The sequence below is a fragment of the Haloferax sp. ATB1 genome, from assembly GCF_000730175.1.
On sequence record NZ_JPES01000021.1, the window covers coordinates 1 to 20,929 of the forward strand.

Annotated in this window: 18 protein-coding genes and 1 pseudogene; 8 read left to right on the plus strand and 11 right to left on the minus strand. The window is 59.0% G+C overall.

The window, feature by feature from the left end; all coding sequences use genetic code 11:
- Positions 1–160, plus strand: a pseudogene (locus tag ATB1_RS22800) (RNA-guided endonuclease TnpB family protein); the annotation flags it as partial.
- On the opposite strand, the gene ATB1_RS03540 reads toward ATB1_RS22800, so the two are convergent.
- A complete protein-coding gene (locus ATB1_RS03540) occupies positions 157–963 on the minus strand; it encodes a nucleotidyl transferase AbiEii/AbiGii toxin family protein (protein ID WP_042662297.1) in 807 nt (268 codons plus the stop codon). The pseudogene ATB1_RS22800 and the gene ATB1_RS03540 overlap by 4 nt on opposite strands.
- Complete coding sequence (locus tag ATB1_RS03545) at positions 960–1,793, minus strand: type IV toxin-antitoxin system AbiEi family antitoxin (RefSeq protein ID WP_042662298.1); 834 nt, start codon at positions 1,791–1,793, stop codon at positions 960–962. The genes ATB1_RS03540 and ATB1_RS03545 overlap by 4 nt, the downstream gene beginning before the upstream one ends.
- A 489-nt stretch (positions 1,794–2,282) precedes the next feature.
- On the opposite strand from ATB1_RS03545, the gene ATB1_RS20170 reads away from it, so the two are divergent.
- Genes ATB1_RS20170 through ATB1_RS03565 form a run of 4 tightly spaced genes read left to right on the plus strand, consistent with a single transcriptional unit; the run spans position 2,283 to position 8,928 of the window.
- Positions 2,283–3,485 (plus strand): glycosyltransferase family 2 protein, encoded by a 1,203-nt coding sequence (locus tag ATB1_RS20170; protein WP_082256250.1) that lies wholly within the window; start codon positions 2,283–2,285, stop codon positions 3,483–3,485.
- Positions 3,486–3,491: 6 nt separating this feature from the next.
- The gene (locus tag ATB1_RS03555; RefSeq protein ID WP_042662299.1) at positions 3,492–4,421 is read left to right on the plus strand and encodes an NAD(P)-dependent oxidoreductase; all 930 of its coding nucleotides are present in this window, start codon (positions 3,492–3,494) and stop codon (positions 4,419–4,421) included.
- The gene (locus ATB1_RS19675; protein ID WP_052367671.1) at positions 4,418–7,603 is read left to right on the plus strand and encodes a glycosyltransferase; all 3,186 of its coding nucleotides are present in this window, start codon (positions 4,418–4,420) and stop codon (positions 7,601–7,603) included. Before ATB1_RS03555 ends, ATB1_RS19675 begins: the two co-directional genes overlap by 4 nt.
- Complete coding sequence (locus tag ATB1_RS03565; protein ID WP_042662300.1) at positions 7,600–8,928, plus strand: hypothetical protein; 1,329 nt, start codon at positions 7,600–7,602, stop codon at positions 8,926–8,928. The genes ATB1_RS19675 and ATB1_RS03565 overlap by 4 nt, the downstream gene beginning before the upstream one ends.
- 200 nt (positions 8,929–9,128) lie before the next feature.
- Here ATB1_RS03565 and ATB1_RS03570 read toward each other — a convergent pair whose 3' ends face one another.
- Positions 9,129–9,908 (minus strand): hypothetical protein, encoded by a 780-nt coding sequence (locus ATB1_RS03570; RefSeq protein ID WP_042662314.1) that lies wholly within the window; start codon positions 9,906–9,908, stop codon positions 9,129–9,131.
- 311 nt (positions 9,909–10,219) lie between these two features.
- On the opposite strand from ATB1_RS03570, the gene ATB1_RS03575 reads away from it, so the two are divergent.
- Positions 10,220–10,678, plus strand: coding sequence for a type IV pilin (locus ATB1_RS03575; RefSeq protein ID WP_042662301.1), 459 nt, complete (start codon positions 10,220–10,222; stop codon positions 10,676–10,678).
- A gap of 377 nt (positions 10,679–11,055) precedes the next feature.
- On the opposite strand, the gene ATB1_RS03585 is transcribed toward ATB1_RS03575, so the two are convergent.
- The 3 genes from ATB1_RS03585 to ATB1_RS03595 form a co-directional block, all read right to left on the minus strand.
- Positions 11,056–13,137, minus strand: coding sequence for a PQQ-binding-like beta-propeller repeat protein (locus ATB1_RS03585; protein WP_042662302.1), 2,082 nt, complete (start codon positions 13,135–13,137; stop codon positions 11,056–11,058).
- A complete protein-coding gene (locus tag ATB1_RS03590) occupies positions 13,137–14,171 on the minus strand; it encodes a PQQ-binding-like beta-propeller repeat protein (RefSeq protein WP_042662303.1) in 1,035 nt (344 codons plus the stop codon). The genes ATB1_RS03585 and ATB1_RS03590 overlap by 1 nt, the downstream gene beginning before the upstream one ends.
- A 555-nt stretch (positions 14,172–14,726) precedes the next feature.
- Positions 14,727–15,299, minus strand: coding sequence for a metal-dependent hydrolase (locus ATB1_RS03595; RefSeq protein WP_241768026.1), 573 nt, complete (start codon positions 15,297–15,299; stop codon positions 14,727–14,729).
- A 171-nt stretch (positions 15,300–15,470) separates the two neighbouring features.
- Between ATB1_RS03595 and ATB1_RS03600 the strand changes: the two genes are divergently transcribed.
- A complete protein-coding gene (locus tag ATB1_RS03600) occupies positions 15,471–16,715 on the plus strand; it encodes a glycosyltransferase family 2 protein (protein WP_052367673.1) in 1,245 nt (414 codons plus the stop codon).
- Positions 16,716–16,795: 80 nt separating this feature from the next.
- Here the strand turns inward: ATB1_RS03600 and ATB1_RS03605 are convergent, their stop codons facing one another.
- Positions 16,796–17,266: a GDP-mannose mannosyl hydrolase gene (locus ATB1_RS03605; protein ID WP_042662304.1), complete on the minus strand. Its 471-nt coding sequence runs from the start codon at positions 17,264–17,266 to the stop codon at positions 16,796–16,798.
- On the minus strand, positions 17,267–18,199 hold the full coding sequence (gene rfbB / locus ATB1_RS03610) for a dTDP-glucose 4,6-dehydratase (RefSeq protein ID WP_042662305.1): 933 nt from the start codon (positions 18,197–18,199) through the stop codon (positions 17,267–17,269).
- A gap of 53 nt (positions 18,200–18,252) precedes the next feature.
- Here rfbB and rfbD point away from each other — a divergent pair, with 53 nt between their 5' ends.
- Complete coding sequence (gene rfbD / locus ATB1_RS03615) at positions 18,253–19,155, plus strand: dTDP-4-dehydrorhamnose reductase (RefSeq protein WP_042662306.1); 903 nt, start codon at positions 18,253–18,255, stop codon at positions 19,153–19,155.
- Here rfbD and ATB1_RS03620 read toward each other — a convergent pair.
- The 3 genes from ATB1_RS03620 to ATB1_RS03630 form a co-directional block, all read right to left on the minus strand.
- Entirely contained in the window at positions 19,143–19,322 is a 180-nt protein-coding gene (locus tag ATB1_RS03620) for a hypothetical protein (protein WP_004041942.1), read from the minus strand. The two genes, rfbD and ATB1_RS03620, sit on opposite strands and share 13 nt — an antisense overlap.
- A gap of 2 nt (positions 19,323–19,324) precedes the next feature.
- Positions 19,325–20,398 carry a glucose-1-phosphate thymidylyltransferase gene (locus ATB1_RS03625; protein WP_042662307.1) on the minus strand — a complete coding sequence of 358 codons (1,074 nt, stop codon included), beginning with the start codon at positions 20,396–20,398 and terminating at the stop codon, positions 19,325–19,327.
- A 62-nt stretch (positions 20,399–20,460) separates the two neighbouring features.
- Positions 20,461–20,925 (minus strand): dTDP-4-dehydrorhamnose 3,5-epimerase family protein, encoded by a 465-nt coding sequence (locus ATB1_RS03630; protein WP_008606969.1) that lies wholly within the window; start codon positions 20,923–20,925, stop codon positions 20,461–20,463.
- Positions 20,926–20,929: the final 4 nt, after the last annotated feature.

Below are 20,929 nucleotides of genomic sequence, written 5' to 3' on the forward strand. Positions count from 1 at the left end.
ACGCAGATGTGAATGGCGCGGTGAATATTCGCAGAAGATAACTCAGAGTCCTCCGACGGAGGATATGAGTAACGGTCGTTTGGCACGGCCAGCAGTCCACCTGTTCAACCAAACCTCGGGGCGTTTCGCACCGAGCGAACAGGTGAGTTGCGAACCCTAATATCCCACCGCTCGGGAATCCTCGCCCTTTAGGGCGGGGAGGATGTCAAACACAGAACCGAATTCTGGGAGATCTGCAACCAAGTCTGGGAGTGTCTGCTGCCACCCGTCACGGATTTCGTCCCGTTTCGCGGTTGGCAGCCCATCCCGTAGTTTGATATCCAGGCCATCGTGTTCACACTTCTTCGAAAATGCTGGGAGAATACTCGAGTCGTTGATCTCTGCCTCGGTGATCATTCGATAGAGGTCATAGTAGTCACGAGCTTGGGATCGCTGATAGAGCGCTCGCAACTTCTCCGCAAAGATCTCTTCCAGACTGTATGCCGTCAACCTGAATTCGGGGACATCTTCGTAGTGGTGATGGTGATCCACGGAGCCAAACGCAACGTATTCGTCGATCATCACGTCGAGACTCGTCGTGTTCTTGTGTCCGAGGACAGCAGTGTATTGGATGTCGATATCGACGTAGTGCGTCGGATATGCTTCTTTCTGTAGTTCGCGGTGCTTTGTCACCTCAAAATCGATACCAGAGGCTCTGGCTGCATCCGCGAGTGTGTCTTGCAATTCTGCTTTGCTCCCGAGATACGCCCCCTCGACACCGAAGTCAAGGTCTTCCGAGTAGCGCCACGTCTCTGGGAAGTACAACTTGCTCAGCGCGGTTCCGCCCTTGAACAGCAGGTTGTCGCCGTAGGAACTCGTATAGATTGCCCACAGAATCCACGAATTGACGTAGTTCTTTTCCGCGTACCCGAGGCGAACATCCAGTTCTCTGGCCAACTTTCGTAGTTGTGCTTCCGAGATCACGAGTTATCCTCCGGGAGGAACGATTCGGGGCTGACGTTCAATCGAAGTTGGTACTTACTGTCACGGGTTCCCTTCGCTTTTCTTGTTGGGTCGAGTAGCGGGTATCCCGTCGTGAAGTTCTCGACGATGCTCGAGTATCCAGGAAGATCGATATCCAACTGATCGGCGAGGTAGACGATTCGTTTCGTTGCGGCACCATTTCTCACTCGTCGCAGGTATTCGATGACTCGCCCCCACGAACACCGCATGTCAACTGCGTTCTGCATCGCCTTTGCAAGTTCACCGATGCCGCCACAGAATTCCGGATGGTCGGCACAATCAACGAGGGTCTTTTCAATACTCGAAATGTTCACTTGGTTCGTCCCGACTGCAGCCGGTTGATAGCCGAAGAATTTCTGCTCGGTGACCGTTACTGGCCGATACGTAACTCCGTGGATTTCACGCTCTTGGGCACGCGTCGTCGTCACGATGTACACGGTCCGGGACAACTGTTCGGTCAGTCCGTGGTGATTCATCGCGCTCCAGTATCCGATGTACATCGGCTCCACGAGCGCGGATGCAATCACAAACTCGTGTTCGGTATAGACAGGATTCTCGCCCGCAGCGAGCGGTATAATGAGATATTTCCCGTGTACAATTCGCTCGAGCCAGCCTTTCTCTTTGAGCGCATACGCCATGTCCTTGGCCGACTTCCGCGGGATATCAAGGGCGTTCGCGATGTCACCAATAGAGATAACCTGTCTGTTCTCGCTTGCGAGCCGTGACAGTACCTGCGACTCGCGTGTCGACAGACTTTTTCGTTGAGTTTTCTCCTCGCTTGTTGGTGCCATAGCCACTTTGCTTACATAGACTCTAAATTCGAACGAGAATAAAGCTACCCGTTTATATTCGGGTTGCAGAGCGTCGTCTATAAGAACGCTCACAGTACATACAGTCTAACTAATTACTGAAAAGATATATTTAGAGCGTTAAGGCTCTCTCGTCACCGCACGCCGAGTCGACGCGCGGCCGTCGCCGACAGATACACGCCGTTGGTGCCGACCGAGACGGGTTCGTCGGTCACCCGTGAGACGAGCGCCGCGAGGTCGCGCCACTTCACGAGGGAGGGTGCGGTCAGAGATACTGCTAAACAACACATTTGTAATCCGACTACCAGACTTAATTTTGTGTTATCCATTGACATTATTGGATAATATCACGGGGTAGAGATAGAGGATTGTCTCTCTGATAAGGCTCTCTCACAAACATGTACTTAAAAATCAGGCTCAAGTGACAATAAGTCAATAACTAACTGGCGCATGGGCGACTGACAAGGCACCATGACTGCCAACTCGTTTCGTCAACGAACACACGGCAGGAGACAACACGGTGTGTCAGTCGTTGTCCCCACCTACAACGAACGGGACAATATCAGCCATCTCCTGGGCAGGTGTCTCAAGACGGCTTCAGACTCACAGTTAGCGCTGGAGATACTTGTCGTCGATGACGATTCAGAAGACTACACGTGGCTCTATCCAACTCGCCTTTTTGGTGACGACCAACGCGTCCGCGTTATTCGCCGCCAGACCGCTGATCGGGGGCTCGCGCAATCTGTTGTCGACGGATTCGACAATGCACACCACGACTACCTCGCAGTTATCGACGGTGACTGTCAACACCCTCCAGAAAAGCTCACTGAACTCGTCGGTGCGCTTGAAGCGGGTGCTGATATCTCGATTGGGAGTCGTCACGTACGCGGCGGTCACATCGAGAATTGGCCGCTCTGGCGAAAAATCGTCAGTAAAGGCGCAACGATGTGTACCGCCGTTGCACTCCCTGAAACGCGTGGCATCTCCGACCCGTTATCAGGGTTCTTTGCTGTTCGGCAGGACGTTATCCGCGACCTCGACTTGGACCCACAGGGATACAAGATTCTGCTTGAAGTGCTTGCAAAGGGGAACTACGACCCCGACCGCGTCGCGGAAATCCCCTATGTGTTCTCTGAGCGCGAACGAGGAGACAGCAAGCTGACCGCACGCGAGTATCAGAACTTCCTCGAACATCTCGGACAACTCAGTCTGGCTTCACGCGGGGTTTCGGACAGCATCGATCCGAAACGAGCGGTACGCTGTGCCGAGTTCGGGCTGGTCGGTGCAACTGGTTCGCTCGTCAATATGTTCGTATTTGCGGTGTGTACTGCCATCCTTGGTGCCCACTTTCTCATCGCGGGGGTAGTCGCGTTTATTGCGGCTGTCCACTGGAACTTCGCTCTCAACTATGTCCTGACGTACGATCGCCCAGCTGGCAGCACGGTTCGCCAGTACTTGGGCTTTCATTCCGTCTCTCTCGTTGGGTTTCTCGTCTACACAGCCACACTCGCTGCGTTCGTGGCAGTGAACACACCTGCGTTGCTCGCAAACCTGTTCGCCATTCTCGCAGGAGCGGGGGTCAATTTCCTCGGGAGCGACACGCGGGTGTTTCGATCACCGAACGAGACGGAACAGCGTCCGAACAACAGTCGCACGACTGAGGGTGTGGAGTGAGCAGCGATGCAGGACAAGCAGATTCTCGTTACTGGTGCCGCGGGGTTCATCGGCTCGCACGTCGCAGGGCAGCTCGCTGCCGACAACGACGTGATTGCGATTGACGACGGTTCGTTTGGTATCCTTGCGAACGTCCCAAACCGTGTGACGTTCTACGAGCGGAGTACGCTCGACGATGAGCTGCCAACTGACGTCGATATCGTGTTCCACTTTGCTGATCTCTCAGCATCCACAGTCCACGAGCAGGATCGAAGACGTGGTGTGTCGGTCGCAGTAGAAGGGTTCGTCAATGTCGTTGAACAGGCACTCGAAGACGGTTGCTCGACGGTCGTGTATCCCTCAACTGGGTCGTTGTACGTGCAGCAGGACCGACCAGTCACGGAAACGTGTGTGGTTCATCCGACGACGGCGCTTCAAGCGGCATCGCTCGCTCGTGAACACTATGGGAGATACTTTGCCGAACAGTACGGGCTGAACATGGCTGGGGTTCGGCTCTTTTCTGTCTATGCTGAAGCCCCCCAAAGCGAGACCGCGAAGATCGCATATCCGAATACAATCACGCAGTTGGTGGACGCGATTGCGCATGGGTATCCACCAATTCTCTACGGTGACGGCTCCGAACAGCGGGATTTCATCCACGTCGACGATGTCGTTCGCGGGCTCGTCGGAATCGCAGCGAACCAGCTAACCGGCATTTACAACCTCGGCTCTGGACGAGCCGTCTCGCTCAACGAGTTGGTTTCGATGATCGCGACTGAGCTGCAGGTGACAGTTGAACCGCAGTACATCACCCACACCACCCCACTCGCAGCACGTAACCACGGTGGGATCGCCGACTGTACGAAACTCTCCGAGGAACTTGCGTGGGAACCACAGGTCTCGCTCGAAGCGAGTCTCAAGCGTGCCTGTGGTGTCGACGGGGTGATCGATGCATGAAACTGTTCTGGGCTGTCCTCAACCTGCTGGGCGTTCTCTTCAGTCTGGCGTGGCTGTGGGTGAATCTGTATCTCCATTACCCACTCGTGAAAGCGCTGGTCTCCCGTGTCCTCGATGGGATCGTTATTCCCGCGACGGCGGGCGGGACCCACCCAGAGCGGATGCTCCAGTCTGACGGCAAAGTGACTGACGGTGGGAGTGACGTCGCTCGTGAAGAACCGCTTGCGTTCGACGTCCTCCTGCCAGCCTACGCAGAAAGTAGCGTCATCGAGAACTCGATTCGGTCCGTTCGAATGGCCGACTATCCACAGGCTAGCATCAACCTGGTGATTCTCACGGAACCGGATGATGACGAGACACGGGCGACGCTCGAAACGCTCGAAACGCAGTACGAATTTACGGAATGCTGTGTGCCGGAGCGCTATCCGGGTGACCAGAACAAGCCGCGAGCGCTCAATTACGGCTTTGAGAAAACAGACAGCGACGTCGTCGCAGTCATCGACGCAGAGAACGTGTTCCACCCCGACATCTTCACGGACGCGAGTGCGCGTTTCCGTGATGCCGACGTGGATTTCCTGCAGGGACGCCTCGATATGGTGAACGAGGACGATGGGTGGCTCAATACGTTCTTCCGTGCGGAATACGGCTACTGGTATCGAGTCATCTTCCCGCGGTTTTTCGGTGCGAACTACCCGATTCCGATGGGAGGTACGACCTGCCTGTTCCGCCGGTCAGTACTGTCGAAGATTAGTGCCGCTCGCCGCGAGCGCTATGACGACCCGTGGAGTGACGCGGACTATGCGTGGGCAACGGAACACGAGCTTGTTGGCGCACGGCCGTGGGATCCAGAGAACGTCACCGAAGACTTCGAGTTAGGGCTGTTCCTCTGGCAAAACGGCTTTACTCCCGCGTACCTCTCTGATCCGGTGACAGACGAAGAGTCTCCCCTCACGCTGAGTTCGTGGATGGGCCAGCGGACACGGTGGCAGAAAGGGAAGATCTACACGCTGTTACATTACCTGCGCTACCCGCCAGACAGCGCCCGTGAACGGGTCCATCTGTACACACAGTCGGCGATCCCACACCTCGGCGTCGTCAACATCCTCGCCCTGTTCACGATCCTACTCGCAGCGAACTTGGGTGGCTATACGTGGCACGCCCTGCCGACGTCCCTTCTGTTGGTCGGGCTGGGATTCCTGGGGCTGACAATGGTCGAATACGGCATCGGGTATTGGGTGACGTCGAAGCATCCCCGCCGAACGCGACTTAGGCGAGCGAGCGTGGTCATCGCCACGATCCCATTTTACTGGGTGCTCCATTGGCTGGCCGATATCCGCGCGTTCGTTCGCACGTACCGCGGTGAGTTCCACTGGGTGAAGACGGCGCACGCTGGACGCAACACGAACGTGACGTCGGCCGGCACGACCGAAGCGACTGGCCAGCCATCGCGTCGCCGTTGGACACTCTCTCGTCAGACTAACGTTGCTGCACTCGGTGTAATTGTGGGGGTCGCACTTGCGGTGCGACTGTACAACATCACCGCGTGGAGTCTGTTTAACGACGAACTCTACTCCATCGGTCGTGCGAGCGCCCCGGTCGCAGACCTGCTATTCGTGACCCACGATACGCATCCGCCGCTCCATTATCTCCTCTTGCATTATTGGATGGACTTCTTCGGCCAGTCACAACTCAGTGTTCGGTCGCTGTCGGTGGTGTTTTCAGTCGCAACTGTCGTTGCAGTCTACCTCCTCGGGGTTGAGCTGTACAATGACCGAACTGGGCTTGCAGCAGCGCTCGTGACGGCGGTGTCGGTCTACCACGTCCACTACGCACAGAATACGCGGATGTATGCGCTCGTCGCGTTTTTGACTGCGGTCTCGTGGTACGGGTTTGTGGTCATGAAATCCAACCCACACCGGGGGAGCCTTATCTACGGCCCGGCGACGGTGCTCTTGGTTTACACTCACCTCTGGGCCGTCTTCGTCGTCCTCGCACAGAACATCTACGTGTTCTTTTCGGATGACCGGACCGGCCTCGACTGGCGACGCTGGGGGCGTGCACAGTTCCTAATCGGCTTGTGTACCATCCCCGTCGTGGCATTCTATCTCTCGGCGATTGTGTCATCCGACGGGGCACAGGCGTTGATTGCGTGGCTGCAACCACCCTCGCTCTACAATCTCGTTGAGTTGGTGCGGCAGTTCGTCGGTGTTGCCCGACAGTACCCACTCGTTGACGGGACTGGGCTGTCGGTTCCCGTCGCCATCGTCACGGTCTTTATTTACGTCGTGCTCGTCTTTACTGCGGTCGTCCGACACGATTCCGTCGACGGATTCGAACTGACGGACCTCGATAGCGCCGGGCAGTTGGCGCTCTTGGTGCTCGTCCCGATCGTCGTGCCGTTCATTCTCTCGTACGTCTTCGTCCCGATGTTCTTCTACCGGTACGCTGCCCCGGCAAGCATTGGCCTGTTCATCCTCGTCGGGAAGGGAATCGACAACATCGAGACCGATACAGCCGCTGCCCTCGTCGTCGCGGTCCTCGTTGTTGCCTCGGGCGTTATGCTCAGCGACCACTACAACAACACGACTGTCGAAAACATCGATGGAGCGATGGCCTGTCTCGACTCGGAGACGACAACTGACGACCTCGTCGTCGTCCAGACGTTTTGGGGAGCCGATGTCGAGAAGACCCCGCTCAGTTACTACGATGTCTTCAGCAAGGTCAACTCGGTATCGATGCCACCGCCTGACCGCCTGACTGCACAGGACGTCACCGAGATGGAAGCAGCGGTTGCAGAGCATGATACCGTGTGGGTGGTCATGTTCGCAGCGGGCGATGTCGGCGACCAACTTACCGCGTGGACGACAGACAGCCGTGTCCTCCAGTCGCTCAATCAGACCCACACACAACTGACGCTCATGGACGGCACGACAGTCAACGTCTATCGATACGAGTCTGCGGGCCGAACGGCTACTGGTGGTCACGAGTCGCGTGCGGTCAGCCAAGTTTGCTCGGAGTCACAGACTGACGACGCGGGCGCAGCACCGTCTCAAACGGCGTCGATATCCGGTGACATGTTCCAGTCCCAAGTCGTGGTCCCGACTGAACGCGAGTACAGCGAACTTCGGTTCTCTCGACAACCCATCGCACCGGTCTCGATTACGGGTGGTGGACGCGCATGAGCGTCGCTGACCGGATTATCCAACGTGTTTCCGCCGACTACGTGGTTCGTCCACCCACGGGGGCGATTACAGTCCTGTTTTTCGCAATCGTCACGGTACTCCTGGCGTTCCCACTGCTGTTTGTGCCAGACCAGATCCATCTGACTGCTCCCCCAACGTATTCGTTCGTTCACGATGGCGCGTGGACGATTCAGCATCCAGCGAAAGGCAGCGAATACATCGATCACCTCGGCGCAATGGCGGCCATCGACGGGGGTGTTGACCGACTGCTCGCTGGCAACGGCCAGATCATTATCCTCTCAGACTACACGATTCCCCCGACCTACATCATCGCAGGGATGGTCACGACGCTGGCCCTCCCGGTCTCGACGATACTCTTCCATAATCTGTATTTCGTCGTGTCGATGTTTCTCGCGGGAGTGTTCACCTTCTTCTTCGTCCGAGCGGTGCTCGACGAGCGAGCGGTCGCACTGCTCGCCGGCGTGCTCTACATGTCGTCATTCTATCTGTTCAACGCCTACGTAATGGGCCACACGAACCAATGGCAGATTCAGTGGATTCCACTCATCCTATTTAGCGTTGAACGGATGCGAGTCCACGCAGAAGCCGGCTTTGTTGGCAAGAGCGTCGTATTGCTGGCTGTTGCCTTTGGGATCCAAGTTCTCTCATCGATGCAATACTCCGCGTATCTGAGTTTCGTCCTTCCGCTGTACGTATTTTTGCGACTATTGTACGGCGCGACCGGGTTCCGGTCGGCGTTGTTCTGGAAAGGTTTTGGCACGGCGACGCTCCTCGCTGCGATCGCGACATCGCCGTATCTCTACGCACGATTTCGGCTTATTCAAGCGGGAACGACCAGCCAGACCACACTCCAAGCAGACAGCTACGTGTGGTACCAAGTCCAGAACGTCATCGGCGAGTTCTTCGCTGCGGACGCACAGCTACAGTTCATCTTCCGACTGCTATTAGTCGTTGGCGGTGTGCTCACGCTCTATACCGTCTCTCGACAGCGGTTCCGGCAGTTGGCACCGTTTGCGTTCCTGTTCGGGATCTGTGTCCTCATCGCCTGGGGACCGTTTTCCCCGTGGGCACCGTACGCTCTCTTCCACACCTACTGGCCCCTTGTTGGGTACTTTCGCGTGCCGTATCGGATCCTTCCGTTTGCACTTCTTGGGTCTAGTACCCTCGCAGCATCAGTCCTGTTTCACCTTCCGGAGCGCGAATCTGGCTGGTTGGGGCTCCGTAGGGTGGTTCTTCTCGTGATTACTGCGATTCAAGTCGCGCTCGTCCATTCCACGCTGATGTTCTACGAATATCTGGGCTGACGCTGGTGTTCGATTGCTGGCCGGCCCATACCCCCCTCTGGAGGGGAGATATCACGCGTAGGGGCTTGGAGGTTGCATCCGAGACTCGGACACCGACTCAGTCGGTGCTTCGTCTTTCTGCGCGGGACTCACGGACTCGAAGCAGATTGAGACGGCATACCGCGTCGATGTTCACTCTCGCGGAGTCTGGCAGTTCGGGGTCACCGCACGCCGAGTCGACGCGCGGCCGTCGCCGACAGATACACGCCATTCGTACCGACCGAGACGGGTTCGTCGGTCACTCGCGAGACGAGCGCCGCAAGTTCACGACGAAACGACTCGCTTCGCTGTTCGAGTAGCGGGGTCGTCGCCTTCCCGTCGAGTTCGGTCCCCCGGCTATCGACATAGAGTTCGACGAAATCGACTTGAATCGACAGCGGCGCGTCATCGAGATACGTGGGGAGCCTGAGCGTTTCGTGGCTGGTCTTTGGCCCGACCGGCGCACCGGCCGCGGCGAGCACGCGACCCAACACCGCGGCGTCGCGTCGCGGGACGAGTTCGGTCGCGCGTCGGTCGTCGTCAGTGTGTACCGTTCGGTGGCCCGCGCCGAGAGTGGTGAGCGCGTCGGCGACCACGTCGCGGGTCGCGTCGTCGACGACGAACGACGGCCGGTAGTTCTCGAGGGCGATGCTCCCCGTCGCGAACACTGCGGCGACGAGTCGGTTGAGTGCGCGCGCGGCTGGCTGGCGGAGTGACTCGGGGAACCAACCGCGTTCGATGGCCGTGTTCAGCCCACGGACCACGTCCGGGACGCTCCCGTCCATCCACTCGCGGACGCGACTCCGTGGGAGGTCGAGGGTGGTACTGACCGCGGTCGACCCCCTGTCGGGGTTGGCCGCGGTGTAGTCTAACGTCTCGCGATACTGCAGTACGTACTCCCACGGGTCGTCGACCGGCGTTGTGTACGTCCGCGCGACTGCTGGCTCCGTCGCAAGCGGCATGAGAGCCTGAACGTGTTGCTCAGAGATAACTATCGCGATTCGAGACATTCAGGACGAGCGTGACAATGGCGGCTCGTGAGACTGGTTCTGATGGGTTGGTTCGGTGGGTCTCCTCTCGAATTGTCTGTGTTTGTGATTGTCTCGTTCTATGTGACAGTCACTCAATCTATCTTTATTACTATGCCCAACATATGTTTGGTTGTAAGCCCACAGGGGTCGCGTACACGCAGCAGGTGAGTCATCTGTTCGTTGCGTGCGACACGTGTCGACTACTCGTCGACAGCCATCTGTTCGGGCACAGGAAATATACAATGCAACTTACACACCTCTTCAAAGACGACTCCGCTGTTTCGCCGGTTATCGGTGTTATCCTGATGGTCGCGATTACGGTCATCCTCGCGGCCGTCATCGGGACGTTCGTTCTCGGCCTCGGTGACCAAGTCGGCGATACTGCACCGCAGGCGAGTTTCGGGTTTGACTTCGACAACGACGGCGGGGCGGCTGACGAGGCACAAGTGACGATCACCCACGAATCTGGTGACGCAGTTGACGCCGACCGACTGAGCATCTCGATTGATGGGGCTGCCCCAGACGGCACGAACTACATCGAATCAACGGCCTTCAGCGACCAAGTCAGCGCAGGGGATAGCGCGCTGATTACTGTCGGTTCCACGGATACCACGTGGTCCGGTGAAGTCATCCGCGTCGTCTGGACCTCCGAATCGGGCTCCAACTCCGCGACCCTGCAGAAGCAGACCGCTCCGCAGTAACGACCCAATTTTATCTGTTTTTGAGAGCTGAGTACGCTGTCCGAAGCTGACTAGCGGCACCTTCAAGCTCTACCGATTCAGCCGAACGACGTCATCACACTCAGGACAGTCCGCAAACACGCCAGTCTCGTCGTCTTCCGTCTCGAACTCGATTAACACGTGATATTCGTGCAGTTCCGTCTCGCAGTCCGGACAACGGCCAATCGTCGTTGACTCGTCGATCATAGAGGGGATTGCAGGGAGCGTGTGCTCGCACGTGTGCTCCCGGTCTCGAATACAGCAAGCATGAAAATAATCATTTGTATTGCTTCAATGTGCGCGACCACGTTCACAGAGATTTGAGGAGGTAGTCCACGGCTTCGTGAGACTACCTGTGGCTACTGGTCAAGTGCGTCGCGGAGCAGTTCGACCTGGTCGTGAGCGAACGTCTGTCCGGCCGTGAGTTCTTCGTACCGGTCGTCAGAATCCGAAACTCGGTCGACGAGTTTGTCGAACAGCTCTGCTGCCTGTTCGTACTCTTCGAGTGCCGCTTGAGGGTCGTCTTCACGTATGTCGTCAGCCGCGATGAGATGACGGTCTGCCTTGCCCCACAGCTCGTCGACCGACGGCTCTTCGTCATCGGCTGCGGGCTCACCGTCTCCGTCCTGGTCAGTCGCCGTGTCGGCTTCGTCGTCATCGCTCGCATCCGTCGGTTGTGACGGGTGGGCGGTGGCCGATCCCCCGCGCCACCACGAGAGGATCGCGGTGTTCCCAGTAATGATGAGTATCCCAGCGAGGACCGCTACCAGCAACCACGATGGGACGCTCACGAGGCTGGCAGGTGGCCAGAATCGTGTGGGAAGCGTCCATCCGAGGAACACGCCAGCAATCGCACTCGCGACGCCAAACACGGTGTAGTGGAACGCTCGGGTCGACCCAGCAATCGCCGCGCCGACACCACCTAAGGCGATTGCGATGACGACCCCCGCGGTTATCCCGGCAGTTGTCAGCCGTGGCGTGAGCATCTCGGGAGCCGCTGTGGCCAGCCCGACCGCACCGGCCACTAGCATGACAACAGCGACCCAGCCCAGCATCGACAGCCGACGCGTGGTCGAACTGACCGTGTATTCGTCTCGGCGCGCTTTCGACCGTCGCCACACCCCAGTATATGCCGCGGTAAGTGTACCCCCGATGAGCGGCCCAAACCATCCAGTCGGCACGCCGGATGGTACGTCCAGCTGGCTTGCCGTCGACCCGGGTTCCTCGGCTGGTTGTGCTCCACCGCTTGATTCGGACGTGGGTATCGTCGACTCAAGAGTAACGACTTCCTCGCCGCGGACGACCAGCAAGGAATTGTTGCTGATCGCTGGTGTCTGCGCGTAGCCGCCCTCGAATGACCGCTGTTGGCTGCCGGTTTCGCGATCAAGCGCGTACAGCGACCCCCCGAAGACAGCAAACACGGTATCGGCGCTGACGGCCAGACTGGTGGGTGTCGCCGCGTCCTGTTCATGAGTTGTCGACCACTCGACTGAACCATCGCTCACGCGACGCGCCTCAAGCGTTGTGGGATCACGCCGGACGAAGACAGTTTCGTCGGTCGCTGCCGCCGAGAACACGTCATTCTGAGTCTCTAACTCAAAGCGCCAGTTTTCGGTTCCATCCGTGCGGTCGAGTGCGTGGAACGTCGTCGTCCCATTGTCTGGGGTAAGCGTTGTCGCGAAGACGGTGTCGTCGGTGACCGTCACAGACTGGGACACATAGGCACCGTCGGCAAACTGCCACTGCTCACGTCCGGTGAGCATTGCCGCAAAAACGCCGTCAGTAGATCCGTAGTACACCACCCCGTCGACGACAGCAGGTGCGCCGGCGACCTCTCCATGTCCAATCATGTTCTCGAGATCGCCCGTGTCCGCGTCGAAGCGGGCGACGCCCCTCGCCGTGCCAAAGAAGACAGACGACTCCGTGGCTGTCCCACCAGCACGGATTCCCGCTGGTGGGTTCGCAGTCCATTGTTCGTCTCCCTCTTCGAGTCCGAGTGCATACACGCGGTCTAGCACCCCGACATAGACGGTCCCATTGGCGATGACCGGCGGCCCCTCGATACGACTGTCGTACTCCTGGGACCACTTCGTGGCTCCCGTCTCGGTGTCGACTGCCGTGACCATTCCCTGACGCGTCGTGACTACCGCAGTCGTGTCACCGACGACCGGCGAATAGCTGTCGGCTCCGATCGGTACGTTCCACGCCACCTCGAGGTCGTCGACAGAGAGTGAGTGACTGGTGATACCGGTGTTCGCGGGGCCGTTCTGAAATGATGGCCACGTCTCGGGGGGATTGAGTTGTGCTGCAGTCGATGCGAATACGTCCGTGTCTGTTGCAGAAGTCGGTGGTTCCTGTGCTTGCCCGAGCGTCGACTCAAATGCAACCCCACCGACGACGCCACCGAGTGTTGCAAGCAGTTGGCGACGTGAGAACGGCACTATTCTCCACCCCACAAGTGGGACAGGAGGCCAACACCTGCGACGGTAGCCGCGCCCGCGAGACCACCGAGTACCATCCCCGTGCTCGTCTGGGGGAGCGGTTCGAACTCGGTTCGGAACGAGTGCACGCGACCATCAGCCGACTGAACGAACAACTGGTCACCGGCGACAGTAATCGGTGACCGGTCGAAACGTGGATCCATAGGGAACTGATCGCCGAGGATGCGTTCCCAGCGCACGTCTCCGGATCGTGAATCAATCGCAATCAGCGTATTGCCGTTCATAATCAGAACCGTCGTGCCGACGACGATGGGAGGACCCGAACCGTCGTTCGGTGGGAGTCGATGTCGCCACATCACTTCGCCTGATGACGTGTTCAGTTTCTGGATGACCGTGTTGTCGTATCCACGCACAACGTACACCGCCCCGGGAGTCACCGCGAACTGCGAGCCTTGGTTCTCACCAAGGTCGTGAGTCCAGCGAGGTTCTCCTGTGTCGACATCAAAGGCGGCAACCCCATGGTTGATGCCTCCAATGACGGTTCCGTCCGTGATAGCGATGCTCTTTGGGCCCGTGAGATACACGTCGCTCTGTATCTGACGAGCCCACGTTTGACTCCCATCTTCGACCGAGAACGCACGGATGGTGCGTCCATCCAGCCAGAAGAACTGGTCTGTTGTCGCCGCGAGAGGCCCACTTCCGTGGCCATCATACCGAAACAGTACCTCGCTGGTCTCGGCATCGTAGACACCGAGTTGTTCGTTCGGAACCAGTACCCAGTCATCGAGGACGAGTGGGTTGTGTCTTGGCTGGCCGAGTCCAGTACTGCGTTGCCACCACACCTCTCCACGTGTCGTGTCGAACGCGGTGACGCCCCCATCGTGAGAGATGTAGAGGATATCGTCTACGAACGTCTGTCCACCCAGCGTACGTGCCTCAGTTGTCACTACCAACTGTCCTTCCCCAGTCTCGAGGGACAGCGCGTCCACGGCACCACCACCAGCGGGAATCGCGAAGATTTGGTTATCAGCCACGGTTACCGCTCTTTCTTTGTAACGGCCCGCAGACTCCCATTCGTGAGTCAGACTTCCGCTCGGTGCGTCATGCGTCGGATGTGACGTACCTTGTTGTCGTGACCCTGTCCAAGCCGATTGCTGTGCCCGTCCCGTCCCGCTCGCGAGCGCGCTCCCCCCAATGAGTGTGCCACCCATTCGGAGCGCGTCGCGGCGTGTGAGCCCTGTCTGCCCGTGCATCAATTCTCGATTCTATACGTTGTCAACGACTGACAAATTTCTGTCGGAGTACTGTCTGGTTGCAGGCTGGTGGGACTGCGGCAGCACGAACGACACAATAGACAGTAAGGTGGGAGAGTCGACCGAGCCACCATCGAAACTTCCCGAGTCGGCGGACGGTTCGCCTTCGTGGTGACTCAATCGATTGGTGGGGCGTTTGTGGGTTGTCGGGTGCCGATCTGACGTTGTCGACCCCATCTATGATAACTGTGATCACTACACAAAGTAGTTGGGATTCCAACTATTCTCTCCTGTTAGATTGTGAAACAAACATATGTACGTTATATCTTTGGAGTGTCACGCCGCCGGTCGCCGGCGTCGTCGATAGACGCTCACGAGCCAGATCGTCGCGGCACCGGCGAACAACAGATACTGGAACTGCATCTGTGGGCTGTCGAAGCCGGCGTTGAGAATCCGGACCCACGGGGCGATGTCGTCGCTCGGGTACTGGAGGGCTGGGACGACGGGCCACAACAGAAAGCCGAGTTCGCGCCACTCTTGGCGGACGACAAGGAGATACGAATCACCGAGGAGGTGCGACCCGATTGCGACCGCGAGCACGCGCGCTTCAGTTCCGTAGCCTCGACGCGAGAGATACCGGACGCCCAGGAACACGACGGGGACGACGATGAGGAGTGAATGCGCGAGCGACCGGCCGTTGGGGAGCACGCCCGCGTAGGCCAGCGGCTTGTCGATAATGTCCGGCAGTTGCGTCCCTATCGCGAGGAGGGCGAGCGTCAGGCCGTGAGGGTAGCGGAACTCCCAGTCACGCACGCGAGCGAGGGCCACGACGGAGAGATAGCCGAATGCGAGGTGGCCAAGGGGATACACACGCCGATACAGGCGCGTCCCGCCCATAAACTCATTCATCGAAATTGTTTTCGCATATATATTATCAATATTATATTCTGTCTACACAGAGTGCTCAGACGATAAACTCTTTACGAGCCTCTCCGAGTCAACACAATAGAAACCGTTCGTGGAGTGCACCGAACACTGCACAGTGATTCGGCGGTGCTCACAAACAGGTGGTCAATCTCTATGGGAACGTCAAGCGCACACAACGACACTCAGCATGCGAAACAGCTGGGTAACGGCAAACACGGTACGTCAGCATCGGATATCCAACTCAGCGGTGATGAGTTGCTCCTGTCCGCAGACAGCGAGATCACGCCCACGCTCTCGGTCGTGATGCCCACCCTCAACGAAGAGGGCGGCATCGCCCAGTGTATCGAGTGGGTCAAAGCCGCCCTCGAGGACATGCAGATTTACGGCGAGGTCGTCGTCGCCGACAGCTCGGACGACCGCACGCCCGAGATTGCGGCAGAGAATGGTGCGGTCGTCATCGAACCCGACGGCAAGGGCTACGGCTACGCCTACCTGTACGCCTTCGAGCGCGTCCGCGGCCAGTACATCGCCATGGGCGACGCCGACTGTACCTACGACTTCAAGGAGCTTCCCAAGCTGTTGAATATGGTTCGGTCCGGTGATGCGGATATGGCCATGGGCTCGCGGCTGGAGGGTGAAATCTTGCCTGGGTCGATGCCGCCGCTGCACGAACACGTTGGGAATCCGTTGTTGACGAAATTCCTGAACGTGTTTTACGGCGCTGGCGTGAGTGACGCGCATAGTGGGATGCGTGTCTTTACTCGAGACGCCTGGGAGACCATGGAGTGTTCGTCGACGGGCATGGAGTTCGCCAGCGAGATGATTATGGAGGCCGGCGCGAAGGATCTCGAGATCGAAGAGAAGCCGATTACGTATCACCCGCGTGAGGGTGAGGCCAACCTGGAGAGCTTCCCCGATGGCTGGCGACACGTTCGGTTTATGTTGGTCAATGCGCCCGGCTACCTGTTTTCGGCACCCGGCTTCGGCCTGTCTGTGGTTGGCGTGTTGGCGCTGGTGCTCGCGTGGAGTGGTCTGGAGATCGGTGGTGCGCAGTTCGGCATTCACACCGGGATTGGTGGTGGCCTGCTGACGCTCGCTGGGTTTCAACTGATGCTGTTCGGAGCCTTCTCGACGGTGTCTTCGGATCCGGTTCGTGGGGCCTCTGATCCGTTTACGACCTGGTTTACGAAGCGGATTTCGCTCGAACGCGGGGCGACGATTGGCTCGCTCGTGTTCCTCGGTGGGCTGGCCTACGGTGGCTACCTGGCCGTTACGTGGGTGACCAGTGGATTCAGTGCGTTGCCGATCGCGGTTGCCGACGTTGTGGCCACCGTGGCTGTGGTCGTTGGCCTGCAGATGGTGTTCGGGTCGTTCCTGTTGGGTTCGCTCGGCGAGTAACCCGGCACCGCTTCTCTCGCGACGTTCCCTTCGATTACTGAAACTGAACTGAAACTGAAGACCCGTTTCTTCTGCCGTCCTTACTCGAGTGCCTGGAGGTATCGCTCGACGTACGGGTGGAGGTTTTCATACGGTGGTCCGAAGACCTCCAGTCTGCTGTGTTGGGCGTCCATCTCGAGGGTGTCGTCGTCGAGTGTCACCTCGAACGCAGTCGCAAGGTAGTGTTTCGAGTCCACGCCCTCGACCTCCGAGGTGTCGTAGAAGTGTTCGAACGTCCCCAGTCGCGACTCGATAGTCACATCGACGCCTAACTCCTCGTCGGCGACGCGGTGGACGGCATCCGTCAGCGTCTCGTTTTTCAGCACCGTCCCACCGGGAACGAACCACTCGCCGCGTGCGGGCTCGTTCTCACGAAGGCCGAGGATGACGCCGCCTTCGTGGCGAATCACGAGGTCGACGGAGACCAGCGGGACGTTCGCGACGATTGCTTCCCACTCGTCGTCGGGAATCCACGTGTCCTGCTCGTCCGCCTGGGTGCGTTGGTCGGCCATCTATTCGTCGTCGCCGAGGTAGTAGTCGACGCAGGCCTCGAGGCCGTCTTCGAAGCTCCATTCGGGCTCCCAGCCGAGCGCCTTCGTCTTCGTCGCGTCGATGGCGTAGCGCTGGTCGTGGCCCGCGCGGTCCTCGACGAACTCGATTTGGTCTTCCGACCCACCGGCGGCTTCGATAATCTTCTCCGTCGTTTCGAGATTGGACAGTTCGACGCCGCTGCCGATGTTGTACACCTCGCCGATATCGCCCTCTCGGAGGACGACATCGAGCGCTGCACAGTTGTCTTCGACGTAGATCCACTCGCGGACGTTCGAACCGTCGCCGTAGACCGGGAGCGTCTCGCCGTTCGCGGCGCGCTGGATGAACTTCGGAATGAGTTTTTCCGGGTGCTGGCGCGGGCCGAAGTTGTTGCAGGTCCGCGTGATGAGCGTCGGTAGGTCGTGGGTTTCTCGGTAGCTCTGAACGAGCAGGTCCGCACCGGCTTTCGTCGCCGAGTAGGGATTTCGCGGCGCGAGTGGGTCGTCTTCCGTGAACTTCCCTTCGTGAATCTCGCCGTACACCTCGTCGGTCGAAATCTGGAGGAACCGGTCGATGTCCGCGTCGAGGGCGGCATCGAGGAGCGTCTGGGTTCCCTGAACGTTCGTCGAGACGAACGGCTCGGCCCCACCGATGGAGCGGTCAACGTGCGACTCCGCAGCAAAGTTCACGATGACATCGGCATCGGCCACGAGGTCGTCGACAAGCTCGCGGTCTCGGATGTCACCCTCGACGAAGCGATGGTTCGGGTGGTCGAGATAGCCGGCGAGGTTGTCACGCGACCCGGCGTAAGTGAGCGCGTCGAGCGTGACGACTGAATCGTCGCCGGTATCGAGCAGATACCGCACGAAATTCGAACCGATGAATCCGGCACCACCAGTAACGAGTACGTCCATATGCCACCAACAGAGGCAGCATATATTTACATTTTCATCGACACAACGAGTACATGTACGCATTCGTCACCGGCGCTAACGGCTTGCTCGGGAGTGTCGTCGTCCGGACGCTCCGCGAGCAGGGCCACGCAGTCGTCGGCGGCTATCATTCCGAGGAACCCGCCTTCGACTGTCCCCTCCACCAAGTCGATATCACGGATACTGAGCGGGTTGTAGAGTTGCTTGATGAGTACGACGTTGATCTGGTGATTAACTGCGCCGCCTATACTGATGTGGACGGCTGTGAATCGAATCCCGAGTTGGCGACTGCAGTAAACGGAACCGCGCCGGGGGACCTCGCGGCGGTGTGTGACGACCGCGAGATTCCGTTCGTTCACTACTCGACGGACTACGTCTTCGATGGCGAAACAGACGGGCTCTACGAGGAGGATGCCGAGACCGCGCCGATTCAGGAGTACGGCCGCTCGAAGCTCGCCGGCGAGCGCGCTGTCCGTGAGGTGACTGCTGATGCGCTCGTTCTCCGTCTGTCGTTCGTCTACGGCGCACGTGGTGACACGGGCGATCTCGTCGGCTTCCCCCAGTGGGTCGCTTCGACGCTCGCCGCCGGTGACACGGTCCCGCTGTTCACCGACCAGACGATGACGCCCAGTCGGGCCGGCAACGTCGCCACGACGACGCTGGAACTCCTCGATGCCGGTGTGTCGGGGACGTACCACGTCGCCAGTCAGTCGGCCGTCACGCCCTCCGACTTCGGTGCGGAAATCTGTGAGATAATTGGTGGCGATCCGTCGCTCATCGAGTCGTCAGTCATGGCCGACCTCGACCGCCCGGCGGCGAGGCCGCGACGCTCGTGTCTCGATGTGTCGAAGGTAGAAGGCGAACTCGGGCGGTCACAGCCGACGTTGGACGCCGACCTCGCGGCGCTCGAAGCCGCGTTCAGCGATTACAGTTCGTAGCTGGCTTTGTTGTCGAGGAAGTGCTCTTGGTCGGCCTGGTCGAGGTCCGTGAAGCGGAGGACGTTCTCACAGCCCAGTCCGGGGCACTTCATCACGCGGTTCGATTCGAGTTCGTTCGCGGAGACGACGGTTCCGCACTGCGTGCAGGCGTGGGTGATGATGTGCATGGTTAGAGTTTCAGTTGGGAGTTCTCGCCAACGACGAGGCGACGGCCCTCCGGGAGGAAGTCGTCCGCACTGCCGATGTTTGCGCCCTTCCCGAGGAGGCTGTCAACGATGCGCCCGGAGGTGTTGATGCTCGACTCACCGATGACGACCGAGTTCTCGATGTGGACGCCTTCGAGTGTCGAGTTCGGACCGACAGACGTGTACGGGCCGACGTAGGTGCCCGGTTTGATGACCGCGCCATCCGCGATGGAGACCGGGCCACGGACGACTGCGCCGTCTTCGATGGTCGCTGACTCCGCGAGTTCGATACGTCCATCGACGGTCGCATCGTCGCTGACGGTGCCCCGCTTTTTGAGCGACTTGTCTTCGAGGACGAGTTGGTTCGCCTCGAGGATGTCTTCGGGCTTACCCGTGTCTTTCCACCAGCCCTCGACGACGTGCGAGTCGATGGCGTAGCCGTCTTCAAGGAGTGACTGAATCGCGTCCGTGATTTCGAGTTCGCCCCGCCACGAGGGTTCGAGCTTCTCGATGGCGTCGAAGACCGCGGGCGAAAAGACGTACATCCCGATGAGGGCGAGATTCGTCGGTGGCTCGTCCGGCTTCTCGATCAGCTGGGTGACGTTGCCTTGGTCGTCGACGTCCGCAATCCCGAACTGCTGTGGGTTCTCGACTTCCTGGAGCGCGATGCCGGCACCGAAGTCGCCCGACTCGAAGCTCTCGACGAGGTCGACGACGCCCTCTTTGAGGATGTTGTCGCCGAGGTACATCACGAAGTCGTCGTCGCCGACGAAGTCCTTCGCACAGCCCGCCGCGTGGGCGAGGCCGAGGGGGTTGCCCTGGACGATGTAGGTAATTTCGACGCCGTAGTCCGAACCATCGCCGAGGAGGTTCTGGATTTCCTCGCGGCCTTTGTGGCCGAGAATGACGCCGATTTCGGTGATTCCCGCTTCTTTGAGGTCCTCGACCGCGTATTCGAGGACGGGTTTATTCGCGACCGGGACAAGTTGCTTCGGCCCGGTGTGGGTAATGGGTCGGAGACGGGAGCCCGTGCCTCCTGAGAGAAGTACGCCTTTCATCGATATGAGACGATACCTGACACGGTACTAAATAAGTTTGTGCCCTGCTGGCAGGTTGCTGTCTAGCCGTGGATTTCCGCGTTCCAGTCGTACGGAATTCGGTCGTCGTCGTACGGAATCCGCTCTTCGTCGGGGTCTTCGTAGTCGTAGAGGTTCGTCGGGTAGTTGATGAGCAGCGACGGCTCGTCGCCGATGGCCTTGAATCCGTGCCAGCAGTCACCGGGGATGCGGATGACCTGCTGGTTGTGCTCGCCGATGACGAACGTGTCGAGTTCGCCTTGCGTGGGCGAGTCCTCGCGGTCGTCGTAGATGCCCACCGTAATGCGGCCCTTCGGACAGACGAAGTGGTCGATCTGGCCTTCGAGATGGCGATGCCAGGCCCGCACGACTCCGGGGTACGTCATCGAGTAGTAGGACATCTCCGGGTCGATTTCGTATTCGTCCCAGTCACTACGGAACACTTCGACCAAGTGGCCGCGCTGGTCGGCGTTGACTTGGAGGTCGCGGACTTCGACGTCGTGGATCATTCAG